Genomic DNA, 17895 nt, shown 5'->3' on the forward strand with positions numbered 1-17895 from the left:
CGCCTACGCCGCGGTATCCGCCGTGTCGTCCAGCAGCCGATCCGTCACGTCGAACAGCCGCTCGGCGGTCACCGGCTTCACCAGGTGCTCGTCGAAATTCGTGGCCATCGCCCGCGCACGATCGGGCTCGCGGCCATAGCCGGTGAGCGCGACGATGCGCACGCCGGCGACTCGCGGATCGGCGCGCAGGCGGCTGGCGAGCTCGTAGCCGTCCATGCCGGGCAGGCCGATGTCGAGCAGCGCCAGCTCGGGGACGAAGCTGTCGAGCGCGGCGAGCGCCGCCGCCCCGTCGGCCGCGATGCAGACCTGATGGCCGGCGTCGCGCAGCAGCTCGCTGAGGGTGTCGGCGGCGTCCGCGTTGTCATCGACCAGCAGCACGCGGCCGCTGCGGCGCGGGCGTGGCGTCGCGGGCGCCGGCAGCGCATCGGCAGTGGGCGGGGGATCCACGGCAGGCAGGCGCAACGTGAAGCGGCTTCCCAGACCCGGCCCCTCGCTTTCGGCGACCACGGTACCGCCGTGCAGCTGGACCAGCGTCCTGACGATCGCCAGTCCGAGCCCCAGGCCGCCCGAGTGGCGGTCCATGCCCTGCTCGCCTTGCGTGAAGAGGTCGAAGATGCGTGGCAAAAGCTCGGGCACGATGCCGCTGCCGTTGTCCTCCACGACGATCTCCACGTCGGCGCCGTCGCGGCGCATGTGCAGCACGATCCGCTCGTCGGGTGCCGTGAACTTGGCCGCGTTGTTCAGCAGGTTCGACAGCACCTGGGCCAGGCGCACGGCATCGCCCGCCACGAAGACCGGCTCGGACGGCACATCGACCTCGATCGGACGCTCGCGGCGCTCGAGCGCGGGCTGGGTGAGCTCCAGCGCGCGCTCCACCACCGCCTTCATGTCGACGCGGTCGCGCTCGATCTGGATCTTGCCGCGTGCTATGCGCGACACGTCGAGCAGGTCGTCCACCAGCCGCAGCAGATGAGCCACCTGCCGCTCGATGATGCGGCGCTCCATCGCGGCCTCGCCCCCGCCGCGCCGCGCCATCAGGTGCAGCGCGGTGACGATCGGGGCGAGCGGGTTGCGCAGCTCGTGGCCGAGCATCGCGAGGAACTCGTCCTTGGCGCGGTTGGCTCGCTCCGCCTGGCTTCGCGCCATCTGTGCGTCGGCGTACAGGCGAGCGTTGTCCAGCGCCAGCGCGGCGCGCTGCGCCAGCTCGACGAGCAGCGCGCAGTCGTCGTCGCCGAAGCCCCGGTCCGACTCGGCCTGCAGGGCCGCCATGGCGCCCAGCGTGCGTCCGCGCGCGACCAGCGGAACGATGAAGTACGAGCGCATCCCGATCGCCTTGGCGAAGGTGAGCAGGTCGTGGTCGCGTGCGCTGTCGAAGTCCTTGGGGCGGTCGAGGTGGGCGAGGTGCGAGCGGCCGGTGGCGACCGTCCAGGCCATCGAGCCGGGCGTGTTGGCCGACGCATGCAGGCGCTGCACGAGCTCGGCGCCCAGCCGCGACTTCTGCGGATCGGAGTGGTGCGTCAGCGCGCGCTGCAGCCGGCCCTCGGCGTCGACGAGGTCGACGCGGCACCAGTCGGCGAGTCCCGGCACGATGATCGAGGCGAGCGCTTCGAGCGTCGCATGCGGCTGCAGGGAGCGCGACAGCACGGCGCCGGCCGAAGCCAGCATTTCGAGCCGGCGCCGTGCCTGCTCGGCGCCTGAACGCGCCGCGCGCTCGGCCGCCAGCAGCCGCTCTCGCTCGGCCTCGTCGCGGGCGCGCTGCTCGGCCGACGCACCCAGCGTGTCGGCGACCTCCTGGATCTCGTGGATGTCGGTGGGCGCCATCGTCGGCGTCTCGCCGCGTCCGAGTGCCTGCGCGGCGCGGCGCAGCTCGGCGATGGGACGGTTCACGCTGCGCGCGATGCCCAGCGCCGCGAGGGCACCCAGCACGGCCGACAGCAGGACACCGCCGCCATACGCGAGCGACGAGCGCCAGGTGCCGGCCTCCACGCTGCTCATCGGGATGCCCACGGCGACCGACCAGCCGCTGCCCTTGATGCGCGTGTAGGCGCTGAGAACGGCGTCGCCTTCGAGCGCATAGGTGACGCCGACGCCCTCGTCGACGCCCGCGGCCATCAGCCGCTGCAGGCTGGGCGCGGGCGGCGTGCCGATGTTCTTGGCGTTCGCGCGCGAGCGCGCGACGCGAGCCGACTTGGAGTCGAAGATGGACACCACCCAGTCTTCGGGGACGCGCTGGCGATTGACGACCTCGAGAAACGCCTCGGGGTTGATGACGCCGGTGAGGACGAAGCGCAGCTGCCCTTCGCGCACCACCGGCACGCGAACCGGCACGCCGAACTCGCCTCGCGGGCCGCGCCTCAGCGGTCCAACCAGCGGGGCCTTGGTCTGCACGAGCTGATCGAAGCTCTCGGGCTCTGCGATGGCCAGGTCGCTGCGTCCGGGCGGATAGCCGGTGTGGGCCAGCACCTGGCCATCGGGACGCGCCAGGATGATGGCTCGCCATTGCGGTCTTGTCGCGACAACCGGCCGCGCCACGCGATAGAACGACTGCATGTCGCCGCTGTCGAGCGACGTCGACGTGGCCAGCGCCTCCAGCACGTAGCTGGCGCCGCGCAGCTCGGCATCGACGGCGCTGGCCAGCGCGCGCGACAGCTCGAGGCTGGCCCGTTCCATCTGCTCGCGCTGCTGCAGTGCGAGCGCATACAGACCGATGCCGGACATGAAGGCGAGCGGCAGGATGCCGACGGCGGCCAGGAGGAACAGGCGCTTGCGAAGACCGATGCTGCGCATCTGGGGCTCGTCAGGCAGGGACTCGCGCCGCCGGTCGCGCCCCAACGATGTGCCCGCGGCCGGGCTGGTTCGCTGCAACACCCATTGTTGTTGTCCTTGCAAGAGAAGGAGGCGACCCCTGATCGCCACGGCAGATGTTAGGGCCTGTCAACGCCGATTGGCGCGTTCCCATGCCGTGCGTGCGCCCCAGCAAAACGGCGGCCCGCAGGCCGCCGCAGCGATGGGGGAAAACGCGAACTTCGCTCAGAACGGAATGTCGTCGTCCATGTCGTCGAAGCCGGTGGACGACTTGGCGGCGGGCTTGCTGGCAGCCGGCTTGGCAGCCGGCGCACTGCGCTCGCTGCGCTCTTCGCCGCCGCGGCTGTAGCCGCCGCCCTCGTCACTGCCGCCCATGCCTTCACGACCGCCGAGCAGCTGCATGGATTCGGCAACGATTTCGGTGGTGTAGCGGTCGTTGCCGTCCTTGTCCTGCCACTTGCGCGTCTTGAGGCGGCCTTCGATGTAGACCGGGCGGCCCTTCTTGAGGTATTCGCCGGCCACCTCGGCCTGGCGGTCGTACAGCACGACCGAATGCCATTCGGTCTCTTCCTGCTTCTCGCCGCTGTCGCGGTTTTTCCAGTTGCGCGTGGTGGCGATGCGCAGGTTGCACACAGCGGAGCCGCTGGGCGTGTAGCGGACCTCGGGGTCGCGGCCGAGGTTGCCGATGAGGATGACTTTGTTCACGCTCGCCACTGTGTCTATCTCCTTGAAACGTAGCGGCGGCGCGGTGACCCCGCCAAAGTCGCTATCTAGACAGTCTAGATGAAGGTCGCCATTATCTCTCAGTCCTTCGGAGGGGCGTTACCGACGCACCCGCCGGACCAGGGAGCCCGTCCGAAGGCGGGCGGCCCCGGCTGTCGGACGCCAGGTGCGCTCCCGCGACGGCAGCAGCCTCAAGGTCGCCTTGATCGCCCACTTGCAGTTCGGCCTCGGCCTGCGAGATGAAGTCTGAAAGCGACCTTGGCAACTCAGACGGGACCCGCCAGCACTGCCTGAGCGCAATAGCGTAGGTGTAGGCCGTCATCACTGCGTCCCGCTCGCGCCTTTCCGCACGCTTGCGCCTCTTCTCCTCGGCTTCAGCCGCGTCTCGCTGCTTAATCAGTTCGTTGGCCAAAGCAGCCACGTCCGGGGCATCAGACGGCCTTCCGACTTCTTCGCGGAATCGGCTACGGCGGCCCTTGCTAGCAATTTTCTCGGCTCGCTGCGCAATCGCAGTATCGATTTCATCGATCAACTTCTGATGCACATGACTGCGCATTGCATCCTTTCGACGAGAGTACAACGTGGTTCGATTTACGCCCGCTTTCGCCAAGACCATGCTGACGCTCAACTGCGTGTCAACCTCCACCAAAAGCTCGCTCAAGGCCTGACGAACTCGCTCGGCAAACGCGGCGCTCCGTGCAAGTGCGATCGCTGGAGCGGTTGCGGCACCTTTCGTTGATGGACCGGCTTGACGGATTTTTGTCTTGGGCGCGCCGGTCATGAGTTGGCTCCACGGTCGATTTCCATCCCGGCCAATATGCGATCGCACGCCTCCAACCCTTTTACAGCAGCTTCCCTCAATGGCGTTGGAGCGTCCTGACGAGAGATCACTAACACGTGCACCTTCCTCTGCCCGATCCAGTGCTCTCTCGAACCCGCGTGAGCGAAAAGATTTGGACATGCCGCGCAATGGACATCGGTTCGATTTGCGTAGTCCGGCCCGAGGCCGTCCGTCGAACAGCGCGCATGTCGATCGCGCGTATTCGATCGAATGCAATACCCGTGAGGGCCGGGCACGATCGACATATTCTGTCGTTCAGCTAGGCGCTTGACGTATTGGAAGATCCTGTCAAGAGACAAGACCTGAACTGAGGCCTGCAGCCGCAGTCTGAGGCGAGACAACCAACTTCCAAAGCCGCCTGCGAAGCGAGAGGTTCCGAGAATTGCCCGCGTGAACACGTCGAAAAGGAGGGACTGCTGTGCTTCGGGCAGATATCGATCGGCATCCTCTACGCCCACGTAGTCCAGTGTGTATTGGCCGTCCTCGTGATACAAGTATGAGGCGAGCGTCTCTAGGTCGCCGATTTCATAGCGCCACATGTGCAAGAGAACAAATGCCTTTCGCAACATGTGCGGTCGAAGCGGACGATGAATGTCGAGCCCGATTGACAGCGCGAATTCGTCTATGACACGGTAGAGGAAACGAGTCGTCGCAGGCTGAGCAGGCTCACTATATCGGCGCGACCAGACCGGATCGGTCAAGATCAAGCTGTCGTCTTTGTCCCGGCGAAGGTCCACGCTGAGTGCGCGAAGTGCATCCACAACCTGGACAACGATTGCATGGACAGGTCGCTGAGTCTCCTTGCCCGTCGGGGTTTTGCTGGTCTTTCGAACTCGACCAAGTAATTCAGGATATGCCGCGGTGACGTCGATGCAGCTCTCTTTCAAGGATGCCGCCTCATGCTTTCTGAAGGCGACGAACCCGAAGATGAGGACGAGGAGAGCGCCATAGCACTTGCCAAGCTCTTTCCTTAGTACCTCAGACGGATACGGTCCCTCCCTGAGCGACTCCTGGTTGAACCACTTCCATGTTGCAATTTCAGCGCAGACTGCTTCAGAAATCAGTCGGCCACGAGGATCGGTCCATTTCGATTCGTACTCCTGGGAAATCGCCAGGACACAATTTCTAGCCGCCTTTAGCTCGTGGAGCCTATCGAGCCATTTCAGCGCCTCATTGAATGCAAAAAATATCTGCTGCGGCTCCAGGGAATGTGTGTGCGCATCTCCCTTTCCGACCAGGCGGGCGGTACGTTCTAACGAGCCATGAACCGGAAACGGGTCAAAGGCTAATGCCTCATCGAGATGATCTCGTAGAAGCCAGAACAACCTCACTGAACTTAGCTTGAAGGAAGCTGCACTGACTGTCACATTGAGCGACTTGATGTGGCCCGCAAATTCCTCAATGTCGCTTTGCTGGAACTCTGATGGCGAGCGAATTGATTGATCGATCGCCCAAGCCGCAATCATCCGAAGTTGAATCCCGTACGCATTTGTCGTGCTGGATCGATGACTCTCTGTATGGTCGCTCTCTCGGTGCCACCAAGTTGCGGCTTTGACCGCATTGAGCCAACGCGCATGTCTAGCATCGAGAAGGTTGCCGTTTCTCCCGAGCGCGTAGCTCCAGTTGAGTCGAGACGAAGCGGGTGGCGCCCCTGGAAGTGGCTCCCCGAAAATCCAGGTTTGCGAGTCGAAGTCGGATAGCAGCCAGGGGCGTTTCGGATATGTGACTACCTGCCCAATTGCAGGCTCACTCATTTGCGCGGATTGCGAGCGTTCCGGCGTCATGTTCTTACGTCAACGAGGGTGGCGACCAGTCCGTCGAAACGCAAAGGTCTTTGGCTTGCTTTCTGACACGTGACGATGTCTTTGAAAGCAACGCGTGGTACCAGACAAGTCGGGGTTCCCAAACCTGCTCCCAACGCTCTGGGTAGTCCGCCACCATTCGCCCCCTCTGACTTTCGAGGTGCTGAATCATCCTCATCCACGTGCATACGGTTGCCGGCTCCTCTAGGACCAGTTTGGCCGAGGCGCATCCGCTGTCGCATAGGTCTGGCCGCCAGCACCTTTCACCCTCTTCAGTCGATGCTCCCGGCAAGTCTGTTTGCTGCGCACGGCAATGCAAGCCGAGGCCGGTCGGGATTGCCGCGGTCTGGGATTCCTCGCCCGCACGCAGGGCATTCCGATAGAGGTACTCCTGGAAAGAGATGATGCGCATCGACCTGGAAGAGCGCATATGGGCTCGGTCCGTATAGATCTGGGTGGTCGGTATCGCCTTGTGCCGAAGTCGGCGTTGCGCTTCGAAGATCCCCTTCCGGCTCACGCATATCAGTGCGTGTGTGGGCCTGAAATTTTCGCCCGTTGCAATCTTGGCGATACGGCGCAGCGAAGGTTCATGTTGTGCCGCGCGCTCAAGAAAGCGCCGCATGCAGTCAACCACAGAGCCCGGATCCATGGGACGAAGTGACTTGGATGCGATCCGATCTAGGTGCTGAAACAACCGCTGCCTGCCATCCACGTACTTGTGCTTGCCGGACCCTTCTGTCAGGCCCAAGCAGCTCCCGGTGTAGACGTTCAGGAACCGAAGTGCGCGAGCGAGGCTCCATTCGTCGGCGCTCCCGACCGGCACCTCGACACCAAACTCTTGCTCGGATCCTCTCAATTTCCCAAATCGGATGATTGCCGTTGACTTCGATCCACCCTGTAGCACGCAATCACGAAACGTGTAGTTCCAAACATCGTCTACATTGGGTTGGCAAAATGAGTCCGCGAGGAACAGCGCAAGGAACGGTGCAAGTGAATCGGTCGTTGGCCCGAGATACGACTGGAAGACCGGCAATCCACCGAATCGCTTCTTGATAGATCGATAGAGCGTCGAGTCGATCTCTTGAGACGATGGCATCAGACGTCCATACCGACTGTATGCCCAGGCAATGGCTTCTTCGAGGGAAGAATCCATTCCTGCAAATGCAACCCCTGGATTCGCGCCAACCTTCGCCATTGCAGCTTGGGCAAGCTCAAATCTCTGAGCAATGTCGCTTATTTCCCGGCGCGCATGCCGCGCGACAGCTTCGATTCGCTCTTGCGCCACGACTACCGCGCATCGCCCAAGATCGTCCAGCTCACCGAATGGTTCAAGTTCACTCAGCAGTTGACGCTGCCGTTCCGACAACTCCTCGATTCGAACTGGTGCAAGTTCGTAGAGGTTGGCCTTGTGCACCGCGGGCTCGTGCGGAAGATTCTTGGGGAGGAGAAATTGTCCGACGATGCGTGCTCGCTGTAGCCTCGCAACATATCCCCTTGCGTTTGCAAAGAGCCCGTACTTTGTGTTGGCGCTTCGGGATTGCGCCTCGACGTGCGATCGAAAGTCGACCAGCGTTTGTCGCGTGACTCGGTTTGAATGCACAAGAGCGAACTCCAAGAACTGTCGAACACCTCCGTTCAGATATGTGCTTGGGTCTGAGTGTGATGCAGCTCCCGCGATAGCCACTTTGATGCATGAGCGCAGTCCATCCAGGCCCGACAGATGCCTCCAATCGAATGGCTTGCCGGAGACCACAAACACTGAATCGGTCATTGCGACAAAAGGAGGAACGTTGATAAGACGACGGTGTGGTTCGATCGTTGTACGTCGCGTGCCCTCTACTTGTCGGCCCGTCGGTTGTTAGATCGATCATCCTTGTCCGATGAAGGCGGCTCAGGCGGCATCACACTGTCGTCATCGACCAGATGTATGTAAGGGCTGAGTGAGGCAAGGCTTCGGTGCCCTGCTTGATGCATGGTGTGCAGCGCGGGGGCGCGCTGCCCGGCATCTCTTCTGTGCGCCAAGTCATCCGTTAGTCCACGATGCCGTAGGCCATGACACCACACTCGATCAGTTGGATCAACATCGTGATTAGTGCAAGCATTCTTGAATGCTGTGCGAATAAGATTCGAATAGGCCCTTGGGTTGAGAGGCGTACCACGGTTCGAAAGGAAAACGGTGTTGGGGGCCGCGTAGCTCACCCTGCGCGCGCGGGCCGCCGCCCCTACGCGTTCTAGTATCTGTTCCCGGTCGTTCTCGATCCAATCGTGTGCCTCCAGAACCAACAAGGGATGCACGGAGACGGTACGGGAAGCTGCGCCCTTCGTGACGGTGAGCTTGATCTTGGCAGCACGCCTCTGATCGAGCAACTTCTCCGCATGTCCTCTGCTCGGCAGTTGGTCGATGCGTAGGAGGCACACCTCCTGGGCTCTAAGACCAACGATGGATTGCCACTTCATCATGAATTCGTTTCGGGAATTCAGCCCAGGATCCCGGACCTCGAGATTTTCGATGGTTGCCTCGATAGCTTCGTGGCTCGGAAGTGACGGCAGCGATATTGGCTTCAGACGCTTTCCGCGCCAGATCCATCGTCCGTGATCGTCGAGTTCTATGCGAAATAGATCGCCAATCCCAATGAGATTTTTCGCTCGGCCATTCGCTTCGAGCCAGGCTAGAAATTCAAGTTGAGTTCGCAGAGCTTGGGGAGCGGTTCGCGGGGCGTTCTTCAGATGCTTGTTGAAGTGTGCAAGCAGCCATTCGTCGCTGAGCGTCGCCCAAGTAATCTCCTCCCGCTCCATTTCGTCGAGCAGTCCACACAGGTGACTCGCATAGGTACGGACCGAACGAGGCGCCAGCCCACCAAGGAACCTTTTGCGCAACCAGTCAGAGGGGTCCCAAAGCACTCGCTCCTGACCAACGAAAACGGGTAGACCCGAGCATGTGCGCTCGCAAATTGAACACCCCACGTCGGTGAAGACGACCTTCATTCCTCGGTGCTCCCAGGTTGTTGCCCGAGAGGCCAGCGCAGCGGGAAGCCGATGTGATCGCGGATGCCTGACAGGCGTCGGTGATTCGGGTCCATGCGACGCATTCTGCGTGTTTTCACGCCGCGCCGCCAGCAGGAGAATCGAGAAATCTCCTTTGAAATCAACTACTTGTATAGTTTTCTATCTCCGCAGGATAGCCTCGGACGGACGAGCCAGCGCCTCAATGGAATCCTCGCTGCTTCCCTCGGTCCGATCTACGTGGTCTGATACCTCTTCTGCCGGGAGCGGGAGCGCATGGCGAACAAGCCCTACCAAGAACTTACCGAAATCGAAAAGCTGCAGAAGCAGTGGCACAAGCTCTCGGGGCTTCACTCCCGAGAGGAGTGGTCTGCCGCGATCGTGCGTGCGGCGACGGCCGCCGAGTTGGCAGCCAACCATGCCATTCGCGCCGAATTTGCGGCGCGCAGCCAGTTTGATGGCGCGTTCGTCGACAGCCTGCTCAAGTGGGCGAACGGGTTGAGTGGAAAGCTACGTAACCTGCTCGTCCCCCTCGTTGCTACCGATCCGGCAAAGCGAGGTGCCATGGCGGCCCTGCAGACGCTTGCCGATCGCGTGAATGCAAGGCGGAACGCCATCGCGCACCAAGGGGAGTTCTGCAACGAGCAGGAAGCGACGGAGGCCATTGCCAACGCCCGCAACTTCATCACCGGCCTCGTGACGCTCTACGAACCGCAGTTCAAGCTCAAGGATCGTGGCACGACCAAGAAGCCCCGTGAGTAGCACCGACAGGCAGCTTGGGCTGGAGGAGCGATTCGGACGTTTCGTCGAGTCGCTTCCCAATACTGAGGTCATCGATCGGCTCGAACTGCCCTCCGATCCCACGCGCCGCCGCAAGGCGGACTATCTGCTTGGTGGGCGCAGCGTCATTGTTGAGCTGAAGACACTGTCGGACGATGTGTCCCACAAGGTTGAAGCGATGGCGGACCATCATCGAGAGCGGGACGACTGGCCGTTGTTCTATGGAACGGCGGATGTGCGCAAAGTGCTGGCGCACCTGCCGGACGGTGAGGCGATCTACGGAAAGCTGGTCAATGCGCTTGGCCGATCGGTAGAAGACGCCGTCCGGTCAGCCGAAGAGCAGATCACGCATACAAGGGAGGTGCTTGGCCTTCCCGATGCGGCCGGCGTGCTGGTGATCCTCAACGAGGCCGTGGAGATTCTTGACCCGTACGTTGTGGGTCACCGCGTCGCGCGACTCCTGCGGCGTCCCCGGACGGGCAACAGCGCGTCCGAGAAGCCGAACTTCGTCTGGTTGCTCTTCGAGAGCCACACCATGGGGAAAGTTGCTGGCATGCCCGCCGCCCCCTCCATCCTCATACGGGGAGACGGTGCCTCGCGGTTCCCGTGGTTCGATGCGTTTCACAAGGACGTGGTTCGCCGGTGGGCGGAGTGGAACGGTGGTATTGCCTTCGAGGGCAATGCACACGATCCTTCGAAGATCCACTTTAGCCCTATGAAGGATGTGCGCGAGCCAGCACCTACTCGGATTCCCCGGCACGAGCTGTGGCGCCGACGGTATCGAGCCTATCCCTATCTGCGCGCGCTTAGCGATGAAGGCGTGCTGGCCCGAGGCGCGGACATCATGCGTCGCCTCATGCCGCACTTCATCAAGGGAGGGCCGGGCTACGTGCCCGAAGCCGTGAACCCACTGATGGAGGAGTTCACGCACTTCCAGGAAGAGGCGAGCTTCCGAGCGCTGGACCTGCGGGACATGCCGATGCATGGTGGGGTATGACTACCAAGAGAAAGCGCTCCCAGGCGACCAGCCGAGACGGGATTAACTTCGTGCGTACGCTGGTCGAGCGCCACAACTGCACGTTCCAAGAGATCGATCTACAGAACGACCTTGGAAACGATGCCTACGTCGAGTTTGTGGTCGAGGAAAGTGCCACGGGTTGCTGCGTAGCGCTGCAAATCAAGTCGGGCTCTTCATACCGCACTGCCGGTGGACGCTACGGGTTCCAGTCCGATAGCGACCATTTCGAGTACTGGGCCTCTCACACGCTGCCCGTGCTTGCGATCATTGTCGACCTCGAAACGAGCAGAGCGGCCTGGGTCGATATCACCGACCATCTTCGACGCAACCCTGCGGCGGTCAAGGAAGGACCCTTCAGCATCTATGCTGATCAAGACTTTTCAGAGCCTTCGTTTGCTGAGTTTCGGCAGCACTGCCTGGCCTACCGCGACCCATACAGCCGCGAGCAGAACTTCGGGAGGGCGCTGGACGCCTTTGCCGATCGAGCGGACGATGAACGCTGCTTTGACGGACTACGGGCACTGTTTGCGTTCCATAGGCAGCAGGTAGCTACCTGGTACTACCTAATCTCCTGTCTCTCCAACTTCCAAGGGCACAGAGTCCTGCGCCCTCTCGTTGCCCATCTCTGCCACATCCCCACGCATGGAGACATCTTCTGGAGCCGACAGAACATCATCGAGGAAGAAGTCCGTCAGGAGGCGCTTCGACTAATGCGTCAATTATTTGACCGCAGGGACGCGCTCACAATGCTCTCGGTGATCGACGATGCGGGCGTTGATCGGGGAACCATCGGGCAAGCGGTACATGTGCTGGTGGACACCATGGCAAATGTGCCGGCAGTGATGGAGTCGATCGCAATCGATCAGAGCCAGAGCGAGCGCGTTCGGCACAGCGCGATCCTGTTCGCAGCCAGCGCGGCCCAGTGGCAATCCCCTGCGGTCGCTATTGATCTCCTGGATCGCATACGGGCTTCGATTGCCAGCGATGACGAACTGCGCGCCGTGGTTGACTGGTTGGCAGGCGATCTGAAGCAGCACGGCCGTGTGTCGTTCTACTAGACAGCGGCGGCAAATGGGTCGACGTGCTCTTCAAGCGGCGGATGCTGGACTGGCCCCGAGCGAGTAGGACGCCATGCACTGCGCGAAAAGGCCAGTCGGCAGCTTTCCGTTGCGGGCGACATGGGTGAGTGAGCTCGTGCAGACACGCTCCTGATAGCCGCCAACTGCAGTAATGACGTAGCGGCGCTCCCCACCCCGGTACCTGACTAGGCGGCCTGGCAGCTGCGACATCAGCGACAGCATGGCCGGGTGACGGGCGCGCAGGAAATCCTCCATCGTCGCGCCCCAGGCATCGAGCATTGCCGCAGTTCGCTGTTGGCGAGATCGTCCGCTACTTGGACGACGCGATCTCGAAGACTTCAGTTCAAGCAGTTTCCTGAGTCCGAAACGCGGACCGTCCGGCATCGTCGACAAGGTGTTGCGGTCCTCCTCGAACCGTTGTCATCGAATCGTCGCGCCGTCAACAGCCGTTTTCGTGCCACCACCGTGCTGCGTGAATCGCGGCCGAATGGTCACCTTCTGCGGTCGGAGGGCAAATCGCTTGTCTGTACTTCGCTGCGCCCACACGAGCGCTTCGCCAGGTTGAAGTGACGTGACTGCTCCGTCCGGAACGTCTTCTAGCGCGGCAAGCGCGCTGCGGAGGTGTTTGAGCCACTGCGGTGAAGTCATGCGATGCATGATGAGCACCGACGTTAGTTCGATGATTGCCCTTGGCACAGACAGTGGGTCTTGACTTGCAATGATCACGCTGGTTGCCTGGTGGCGCATCTCGCGGATCGTCTCTACAACTTGAGAGATCAGGTCCGACTCCGAGATGTATTTGTGGGCCTCATCAAACACCACGAGCTTGTTGAACTCGCGACCGTTGTGACGGCTAGCGGCGAATATGCGAAGCATGACAACGAATAGGCCGAGCGCCTCGTCCTTTTCGATCCACTCGTCGCGCAAGTCCACGATGACGGTCCGCCCAGGTCGTAGTAGAGCACCCAAACGTCGACTGTCGTCGACATAAGGCGCAGCGAGCGCGAGCCGATCCTCGGCGAGTCGCAGCGCCGCAGTAGTTAGTCCGGCCTGCTGGATTTCCTGGCGAAACATGTCGAGGGTCAAACCGTCCCTGTGGCGACGCATGATGGCCACCAACTGTCTGATGTAGAGCGATTCGTTGCCGTACGCCCCGAGCAGAAACTTCCAGCTCTCTGCCCCAAGTTCGGACGAACTGAACTTGATCGGCTCCACTGCAAGACCAGGGTAGTCGCGTCGACGCGACTCGACCTTTGATTCAGGTGCGAGGAGCACAACGTCCTCTAGCCCCTTGGGACGTGCGCCGTACTCAGCGAGGAGTCGATCCACCTCCGAGGTCTTTCTGTTAGGTGCTACGGCGGTGACGTATTCCGGCTCGTAGGCGTCACTCTTGTGGAAATGAAAGATCACCGTTGCCAGCGGCGACGGGAGTACGTTAATGCCGGTGTTCTGCATCGACGCCATTTCCGCGATGACACCCATGGTGTAGCTCTTGCCAAAGCCCTGGACCCCGAACAGAGAAATCGTATTGCAGCCGTTGAGATCAATCGCGACCGACTGCGACCCTGAGCGGCCAAGCACGCCGTATTGCGGCGTCAGGGTCATAGCACCGAGCAGGACATCCGGTACAAATGGCGGAACCTCGACTCGCGCCCCCTCGTTCGAATCGTTCCGGTCGGCGTGTGGCTCTGCGAGCTTGGGCGTGACTGTGGAATCAGGCGCGACTCCTGCCTCTAGCGAAGCTGTCGGGGATTTCGTCACAGCGCTGCCCGGCACTGCGGCCGAAGTCACGCTTGTGGGCGACGAAGTGCTTGGCTGTGCCACAACTGCCAGCGCCGATGCTGGTCCTGTCATTGCGACCCCAAGGTTGGGTGTGCGCGCGAGGCGTGCAGGTGGAACCGAGAGATTGGCACGCAGCGCCTCCAGAAGACGCTCCTCACCAGCCGCGTCGGCCATCGCAAGAATGCCTCGCTCAATTCTCGAAGGCGCGGAAGATTCGAGATCTCCGCGAACAGAAGAACGCTCGTTGTGGCGGCCCATCGCAGCGTGGAATAGCCTTCTTGCCTTGTCCGCTCCGAAGCGATGCACGCTGAACCCCGGCTCATCTTCATCAAGGTGGTGACCGGCACCAAGACGCTCGAACACAATGCCCATTCGCTGAACGTCGAGTCGGTATCCCTCGTCGAGACGTTCAGCGACAGCTAGGGCCGCATCGCCATCCGGCGGAGGGAGCAGGCCATAGCGCACTGCGCGACGAATGTAGAAGGACAGTACACCCGAAAGCTCTTTGGCACGGAGCGCAAGATCGGCGCGAGGCAGGACATAGAGCTCGGGATCGAACAGCCCCCTTAGTCGCTCCTCAGTGGTATCTGTCTGCTCACGCATCGCCCGGTAGAGAGGGCCACGCGCCGACGATGCCAGTTCATCGCGAAGCTTGACCTCGATCACGTCCATGCGCACGACACCATTCCCGGGGAAGCCCACCAGCAACAGGTCAGCTCGGCGCTGAGGGCCAGGACCCATGAACCAGGAACGATGGGCATCGAGCGGCAAGACAATGCGGTTGTCCAGTGCGCCGATCTCCTCCATCAACCAACGGGCGAACAGCAGGCCAACGACCTCCTTTGCTCGGGTGGATGAGCCTTCAAGCCTCAGGGCAAGTCTGCCGGACAGCGAGCGAAGGCTGTCCAGAACCATCACTTGGTCGCCAGGGCGCAGATTAATTCCGTACCCGCTGAGCATAGGGGACAGGACGCCTTCGATTTCCTGGGTGTTCCGCGTGGTCAGAACGATCCGTTGTCGCTCCTCCTGCAAGAACTCGGGCGCGAAATCGAGGAGGTACCCGGCCTCTTCCCCGGCTGACGGCGTGTCAAAGAAGTCGACACCGAGGTGCCTGTCGATGGTGATCACGCGATCGCTAACCTCGTGCACTTGGCGCAGTAGGCCCCGAGCCTCGGCATCGAGCTGAAGAGCGAGTACTGGGCCGACCTGGGGCCCAACTGCCTGGCCAAGGGCAACGGCCGCATGCAGTCTGTGCGTTGCGACGAGAACGTCAGCAATCAGGTTCTCCATCGGTTCTGCGACCGTGCGGGTCGCGGGACGAACGCCCTTGGACCATCCGGTTGTTTGCTGACCAAGAGGATCCGAACTGTCGAGTGGCACGGTCTCCGGCTCCTGCACGAGCCCACCGACGAATGAGCCGCGCCGGTACTGGTTAAGCAGTCCGACGCGTCCGAGAGCCGTGAACTGCTCAACCAGAATCGAAAGGTGCGCCGGGAAACGAGCGTGATCAGACAAGAAGTCCGCCACGTCGTTACGAGCGACAAGTAGTTTCGGGTGAAGGTTGTTGCCACTGTCGAGCGTGAACTCGTCATCTTCTCCGACGTGGCGCTCTGGGTCGAGCAGGCTCTCTACTGCCTCACCCACGGAATCGAGCTGGCCAGGCGGGGCGAAGAGATGCACGGCATATCGCAAAGTCGAAGGCGATCGGTGCTCCCTGCGCAGCGCTTCGACGCCGCGAAGCACATCGGCAACGAGTTCTCCGTTGCCGGGGTTGAATACATTTAGGCGCAGCTGGTCGACGTACGGGTGCTGCACGACAAACTCGAATAGCCGGCCCGAAATGTCGTCAGGATTGACCGTAGTGACAGCGACGGAGCGAGCCCGGACGCCCATGCTGGCCAAGGCCCGGTCTCTTGCAGCCGTGGCGTCGACGTGCCGCCCGTCCTGATCACGGTCCGGAAGATACAGCCCCCAGAAAGGGGTAATTGGAAGCGCTTCGGTATATGCGCGCGCGCGCCGATCGAACAGCGCCATCGGTAGATTCATGGGGAGCAACTCGTCTCGAAGTTGCTCAATGAATCGGCGCCAATCAGGAGCCTGATGCGTTCGGCGGTCCCACGCTTCAATCGCGTTTGCGCATTCTGCGGTGTGCCGAAGGTGCCACAACATGCGCAGGGGATGTGTCGGCGACAGAAGGATGCCCCGACCCGGGTCGCCCGGTTGGCTACGCCAACGCAGCTCCACTGCATCGAGCCACGCGATACCGCGGAGGAGCGCAGTTCGCTGGGTGGCTTCGAGTTCCATCGCCTCCCGCACCAAGTCGGCGAACGCTTGCGCGTAAGCGGTGATCGCGTCAGCGTGGGCTGCAAGATCCACCACTTCGACGGTCCCGAGGCGAGCCGCCCGCTCCTCGGGCATCGCCCCTGGCGGAAGGTGTTGCTCCCGGATGCGGCGGAACACTTCCTCACGTGCCAATAGGAAGGCTTCGGCGCAAGGGATCCCGGCGAAGTCTGCTGGCTCTTTAAGTACTAGTTCCACGTCCCCAGGCGTCCGCGCCATACCGAGTGCCATCGAGTAGACACCGAGCGCGCGCGGGTTGTTGAGAAGGGCAACCTCAACCTTGCGCAGCAGACCGGGTACGACGACGGCGAAGCCGTGGAAGCCGTCGGTCTCAAGGTCAAAACGCAAATCCCCCTTGACTGAAGCACCGACAGGTTGGTTCCACGATCCGGTGAGACCACTGCGGGATGGAACTTGTTCGCGCGTCTGACCGTCGAGCGCTTTCAACGCTCCACGCAACCATACCGCGAGGAGCGATGGCGCAAAGGTCGCACGTACGTCCGGGTCATCGATGACCACCTCTTCACGTACTACCAGGAAGGGCTCGGACTCGTTCTCGGCGCGCGAAGTCTCATCCTTAGGCTCAATGCGTCGGGGCGTGGTGAGCAGCGCGCCTTCGGCGTCATAGGCATCAACCCGGAGGAAGTAGGTGCCTTCATCCAGGCTCTCCAGATCTTTAACTTTTATTGACCGACGTACCTTCGCAAGGCGTCCGCCCGCTGGCTTGGGGTAACTATTGCTTTCCCAGGCGACGGTTGCTCCTTCCCCGCCTATGGCGAGAAGCTGGATGCGCCAGTGCTTCCATGCGGGCGCCTGCGCCGGCGCCGGGACGGAACGAAATACCAGCTTGAGCGGGTCGCGGCCGGTGACGTTCAGTACGGGCATTTGGTCAGCCCCCGCAACGTCGTCTGCGAGTTGACGCGGCAGGTTGAGCGGGTCGAGCACGATGCGCAATTCGCTATCGTCTTCGGCGTCCGCGAACTCCCAGCGATCGAAGGACAGATTGCCGCCCAGCGCATCACATGCGACTACTCGTCCCCACACGCGGGGCTCCTCCGTATGCCGAACACGGAAGAAGTGAAACAGCGGCTGCTGTAGGGTCTCAGGCTTCAAACCGATCGATCGGAGACGCTTCTGAAGCGGTTGATTCACGTCGGACAGCTTGTCGCATTTCTGCCGATTGCGGCTGATCCAATTTAGCGTAGTGGCCGTGCCGCGAGTGAAGAGGGAAAAATCTGGTACGAGGCCGAACAAGTAGATAGCCCCACCCGCTGCCTCCCGCGTGGCGCCGTTCTTAATGACTGTGAGAAGGTAGTCCACCTGCTCATCGGCGTTCCGAATTTGACGGACCTCAGCCAGGTGCTTCAGCACCTCGCGCACTTCTCCGCGAAGTGGCTCATCCAGCCGCCCCAGCAAAACGTCGGAGAGGCTCTGCGCCATCGACGCCAGCGACAGCTCAGTGAACGTTGCGATGTCAAGCGAGTCTTCAGACGCCGTGCGGGGTCCCGGCGGAAAGAACACGAGGACCGGGGCCTCGGCATGATCACGGAGCCGGATGATCGTGGCTGCGGTCGCCTCGTGCGCCTTACTCGGCTGTTCGTTGAGTACGCGCACGATCCATCGGTGGTCAACGAGTGCTACTGCCAGCCGCTCCATCACGGGCTCTGGCAGCGTAGTTACTCGGAGGCGGTGACCGGGACCTGCTGCCTCCAGCACCTCGCG

12 protein-coding genes are annotated in these 17895 nt (G+C 61.9%); 5 read left to right on the forward strand and 7 right to left on the reverse strand.

Translation table 11 applies throughout. The features are described from left to right. Window positions 1-3: 3 nt before the first annotated feature. The 5 genes from P7V53_RS30560 to P7V53_RS30580 all read right to left on the reverse strand — a co-directional run bounded on the left by P7V53_RS30560 (window position 4) and on the right by P7V53_RS30580 (window position 7324). Entirely contained in the window at window positions 4-2787 is a 2784-nt protein-coding gene (locus tag P7V53_RS30560; RefSeq protein ID WP_280153244.1) for an ATP-binding protein, read from the reverse strand. Between the two features lie 243 nt (window positions 2788-3030). Continuing rightward, window positions 3031-3519, reverse strand: coding sequence for a single-stranded DNA-binding protein (gene ssb / locus P7V53_RS30565; RefSeq protein WP_280153245.1), 489 nt, complete (start codon window positions 3517-3519; stop codon window positions 3031-3033). 82 nt (window positions 3520-3601) lie between these two features. Then, on the reverse strand, window positions 3602-4309 hold the full coding sequence (locus P7V53_RS30570) for a hypothetical protein (RefSeq protein ID WP_280153246.1): 708 nt from the start codon (window positions 4307-4309) through the stop codon (window positions 3602-3604). Next, entirely contained in the window at window positions 4306-6123 is a 1818-nt protein-coding gene (locus P7V53_RS30575) for a tyrosine-type recombinase/integrase (protein WP_280153247.1), read from the reverse strand. The genes P7V53_RS30570 and P7V53_RS30575 overlap by 4 nt, the downstream gene beginning before the upstream one ends. Before the next feature lie 34 nt (window positions 6124-6157). Next, window positions 6158-7324: a hypothetical protein gene (locus P7V53_RS30580; RefSeq protein ID WP_280153248.1), complete on the reverse strand. Its 1167-nt coding sequence runs from the start codon at window positions 7322-7324 to the stop codon at window positions 6158-6160. A 48-nt stretch (window positions 7325-7372) separates the two neighbouring features. Here P7V53_RS30580 and P7V53_RS30585 point away from each other — a divergent pair, with 48 nt between their 5' ends. Next, entirely contained in the window at window positions 7373-7648 is a 276-nt protein-coding gene (locus P7V53_RS30585; RefSeq protein ID WP_280153249.1) for a hypothetical protein, read from the forward strand. A gap of 359 nt (window positions 7649-8007) precedes the next feature. Here the strand turns inward: P7V53_RS30585 and P7V53_RS30590 are convergent, their stop codons facing one another. Beyond that, entirely contained in the window at window positions 8008-9156 is a 1149-nt protein-coding gene (locus tag P7V53_RS30590) for a site-specific integrase (RefSeq protein ID WP_280153250.1), read from the reverse strand. 93 nt (window positions 9157-9249) lie between these two features. Here P7V53_RS30590 and P7V53_RS30595 point away from each other — a divergent pair, with 93 nt between their 5' ends. The 4 genes from P7V53_RS30595 to P7V53_RS30610 are packed head-to-tail and all read left to right on the forward strand — an operon-like array spanning window position 9250 to window position 12030. Continuing rightward, window positions 9250-9423: a hypothetical protein gene (locus P7V53_RS30595; protein ID WP_280153251.1), complete on the forward strand. Its 174-nt coding sequence runs from the start codon at window positions 9250-9252 to the stop codon at window positions 9421-9423. A gap of 27 nt (window positions 9424-9450) precedes the next feature. Further along, entirely contained in the window at window positions 9451-9936 is a 486-nt protein-coding gene (locus tag P7V53_RS30600; protein ID WP_280153252.1) for a hypothetical protein, read from the forward strand. Then, entirely contained in the window at window positions 9929-10951 is a 1023-nt protein-coding gene (locus tag P7V53_RS30605; protein ID WP_280153253.1) for a hypothetical protein, read from the forward strand. Before P7V53_RS30600 ends, P7V53_RS30605 begins: the two co-directional genes overlap by 8 nt. After that, the gene (locus P7V53_RS30610) at window positions 10948-12030 is read left to right on the forward strand and encodes a DUF4365 domain-containing protein (protein WP_280153254.1); all 1083 of its coding nucleotides are present in this window, start codon (window positions 10948-10950) and stop codon (window positions 12028-12030) included. The genes P7V53_RS30605 and P7V53_RS30610 overlap by 4 nt, the downstream gene beginning before the upstream one ends. Window positions 12031-12471: 441 nt before the next feature. Here the strand turns inward: P7V53_RS30610 and P7V53_RS30615 are convergent, their stop codons facing one another. Next, window positions 12472-17829 (reverse strand): hypothetical protein, encoded by a 5358-nt coding sequence (locus P7V53_RS30615; RefSeq protein ID WP_280153255.1) that lies wholly within the window; start codon window positions 17827-17829, stop codon window positions 12472-12474. Window positions 17830-17895: the final 66 nt, after the last annotated feature.

The sequence above is a fragment of the Piscinibacter sp. XHJ-5 genome (genome assembly GCF_029855045.1).
GTDB lineage: Bacteria > Pseudomonadota > Gammaproteobacteria > Burkholderiales > Burkholderiaceae_C > Albitalea.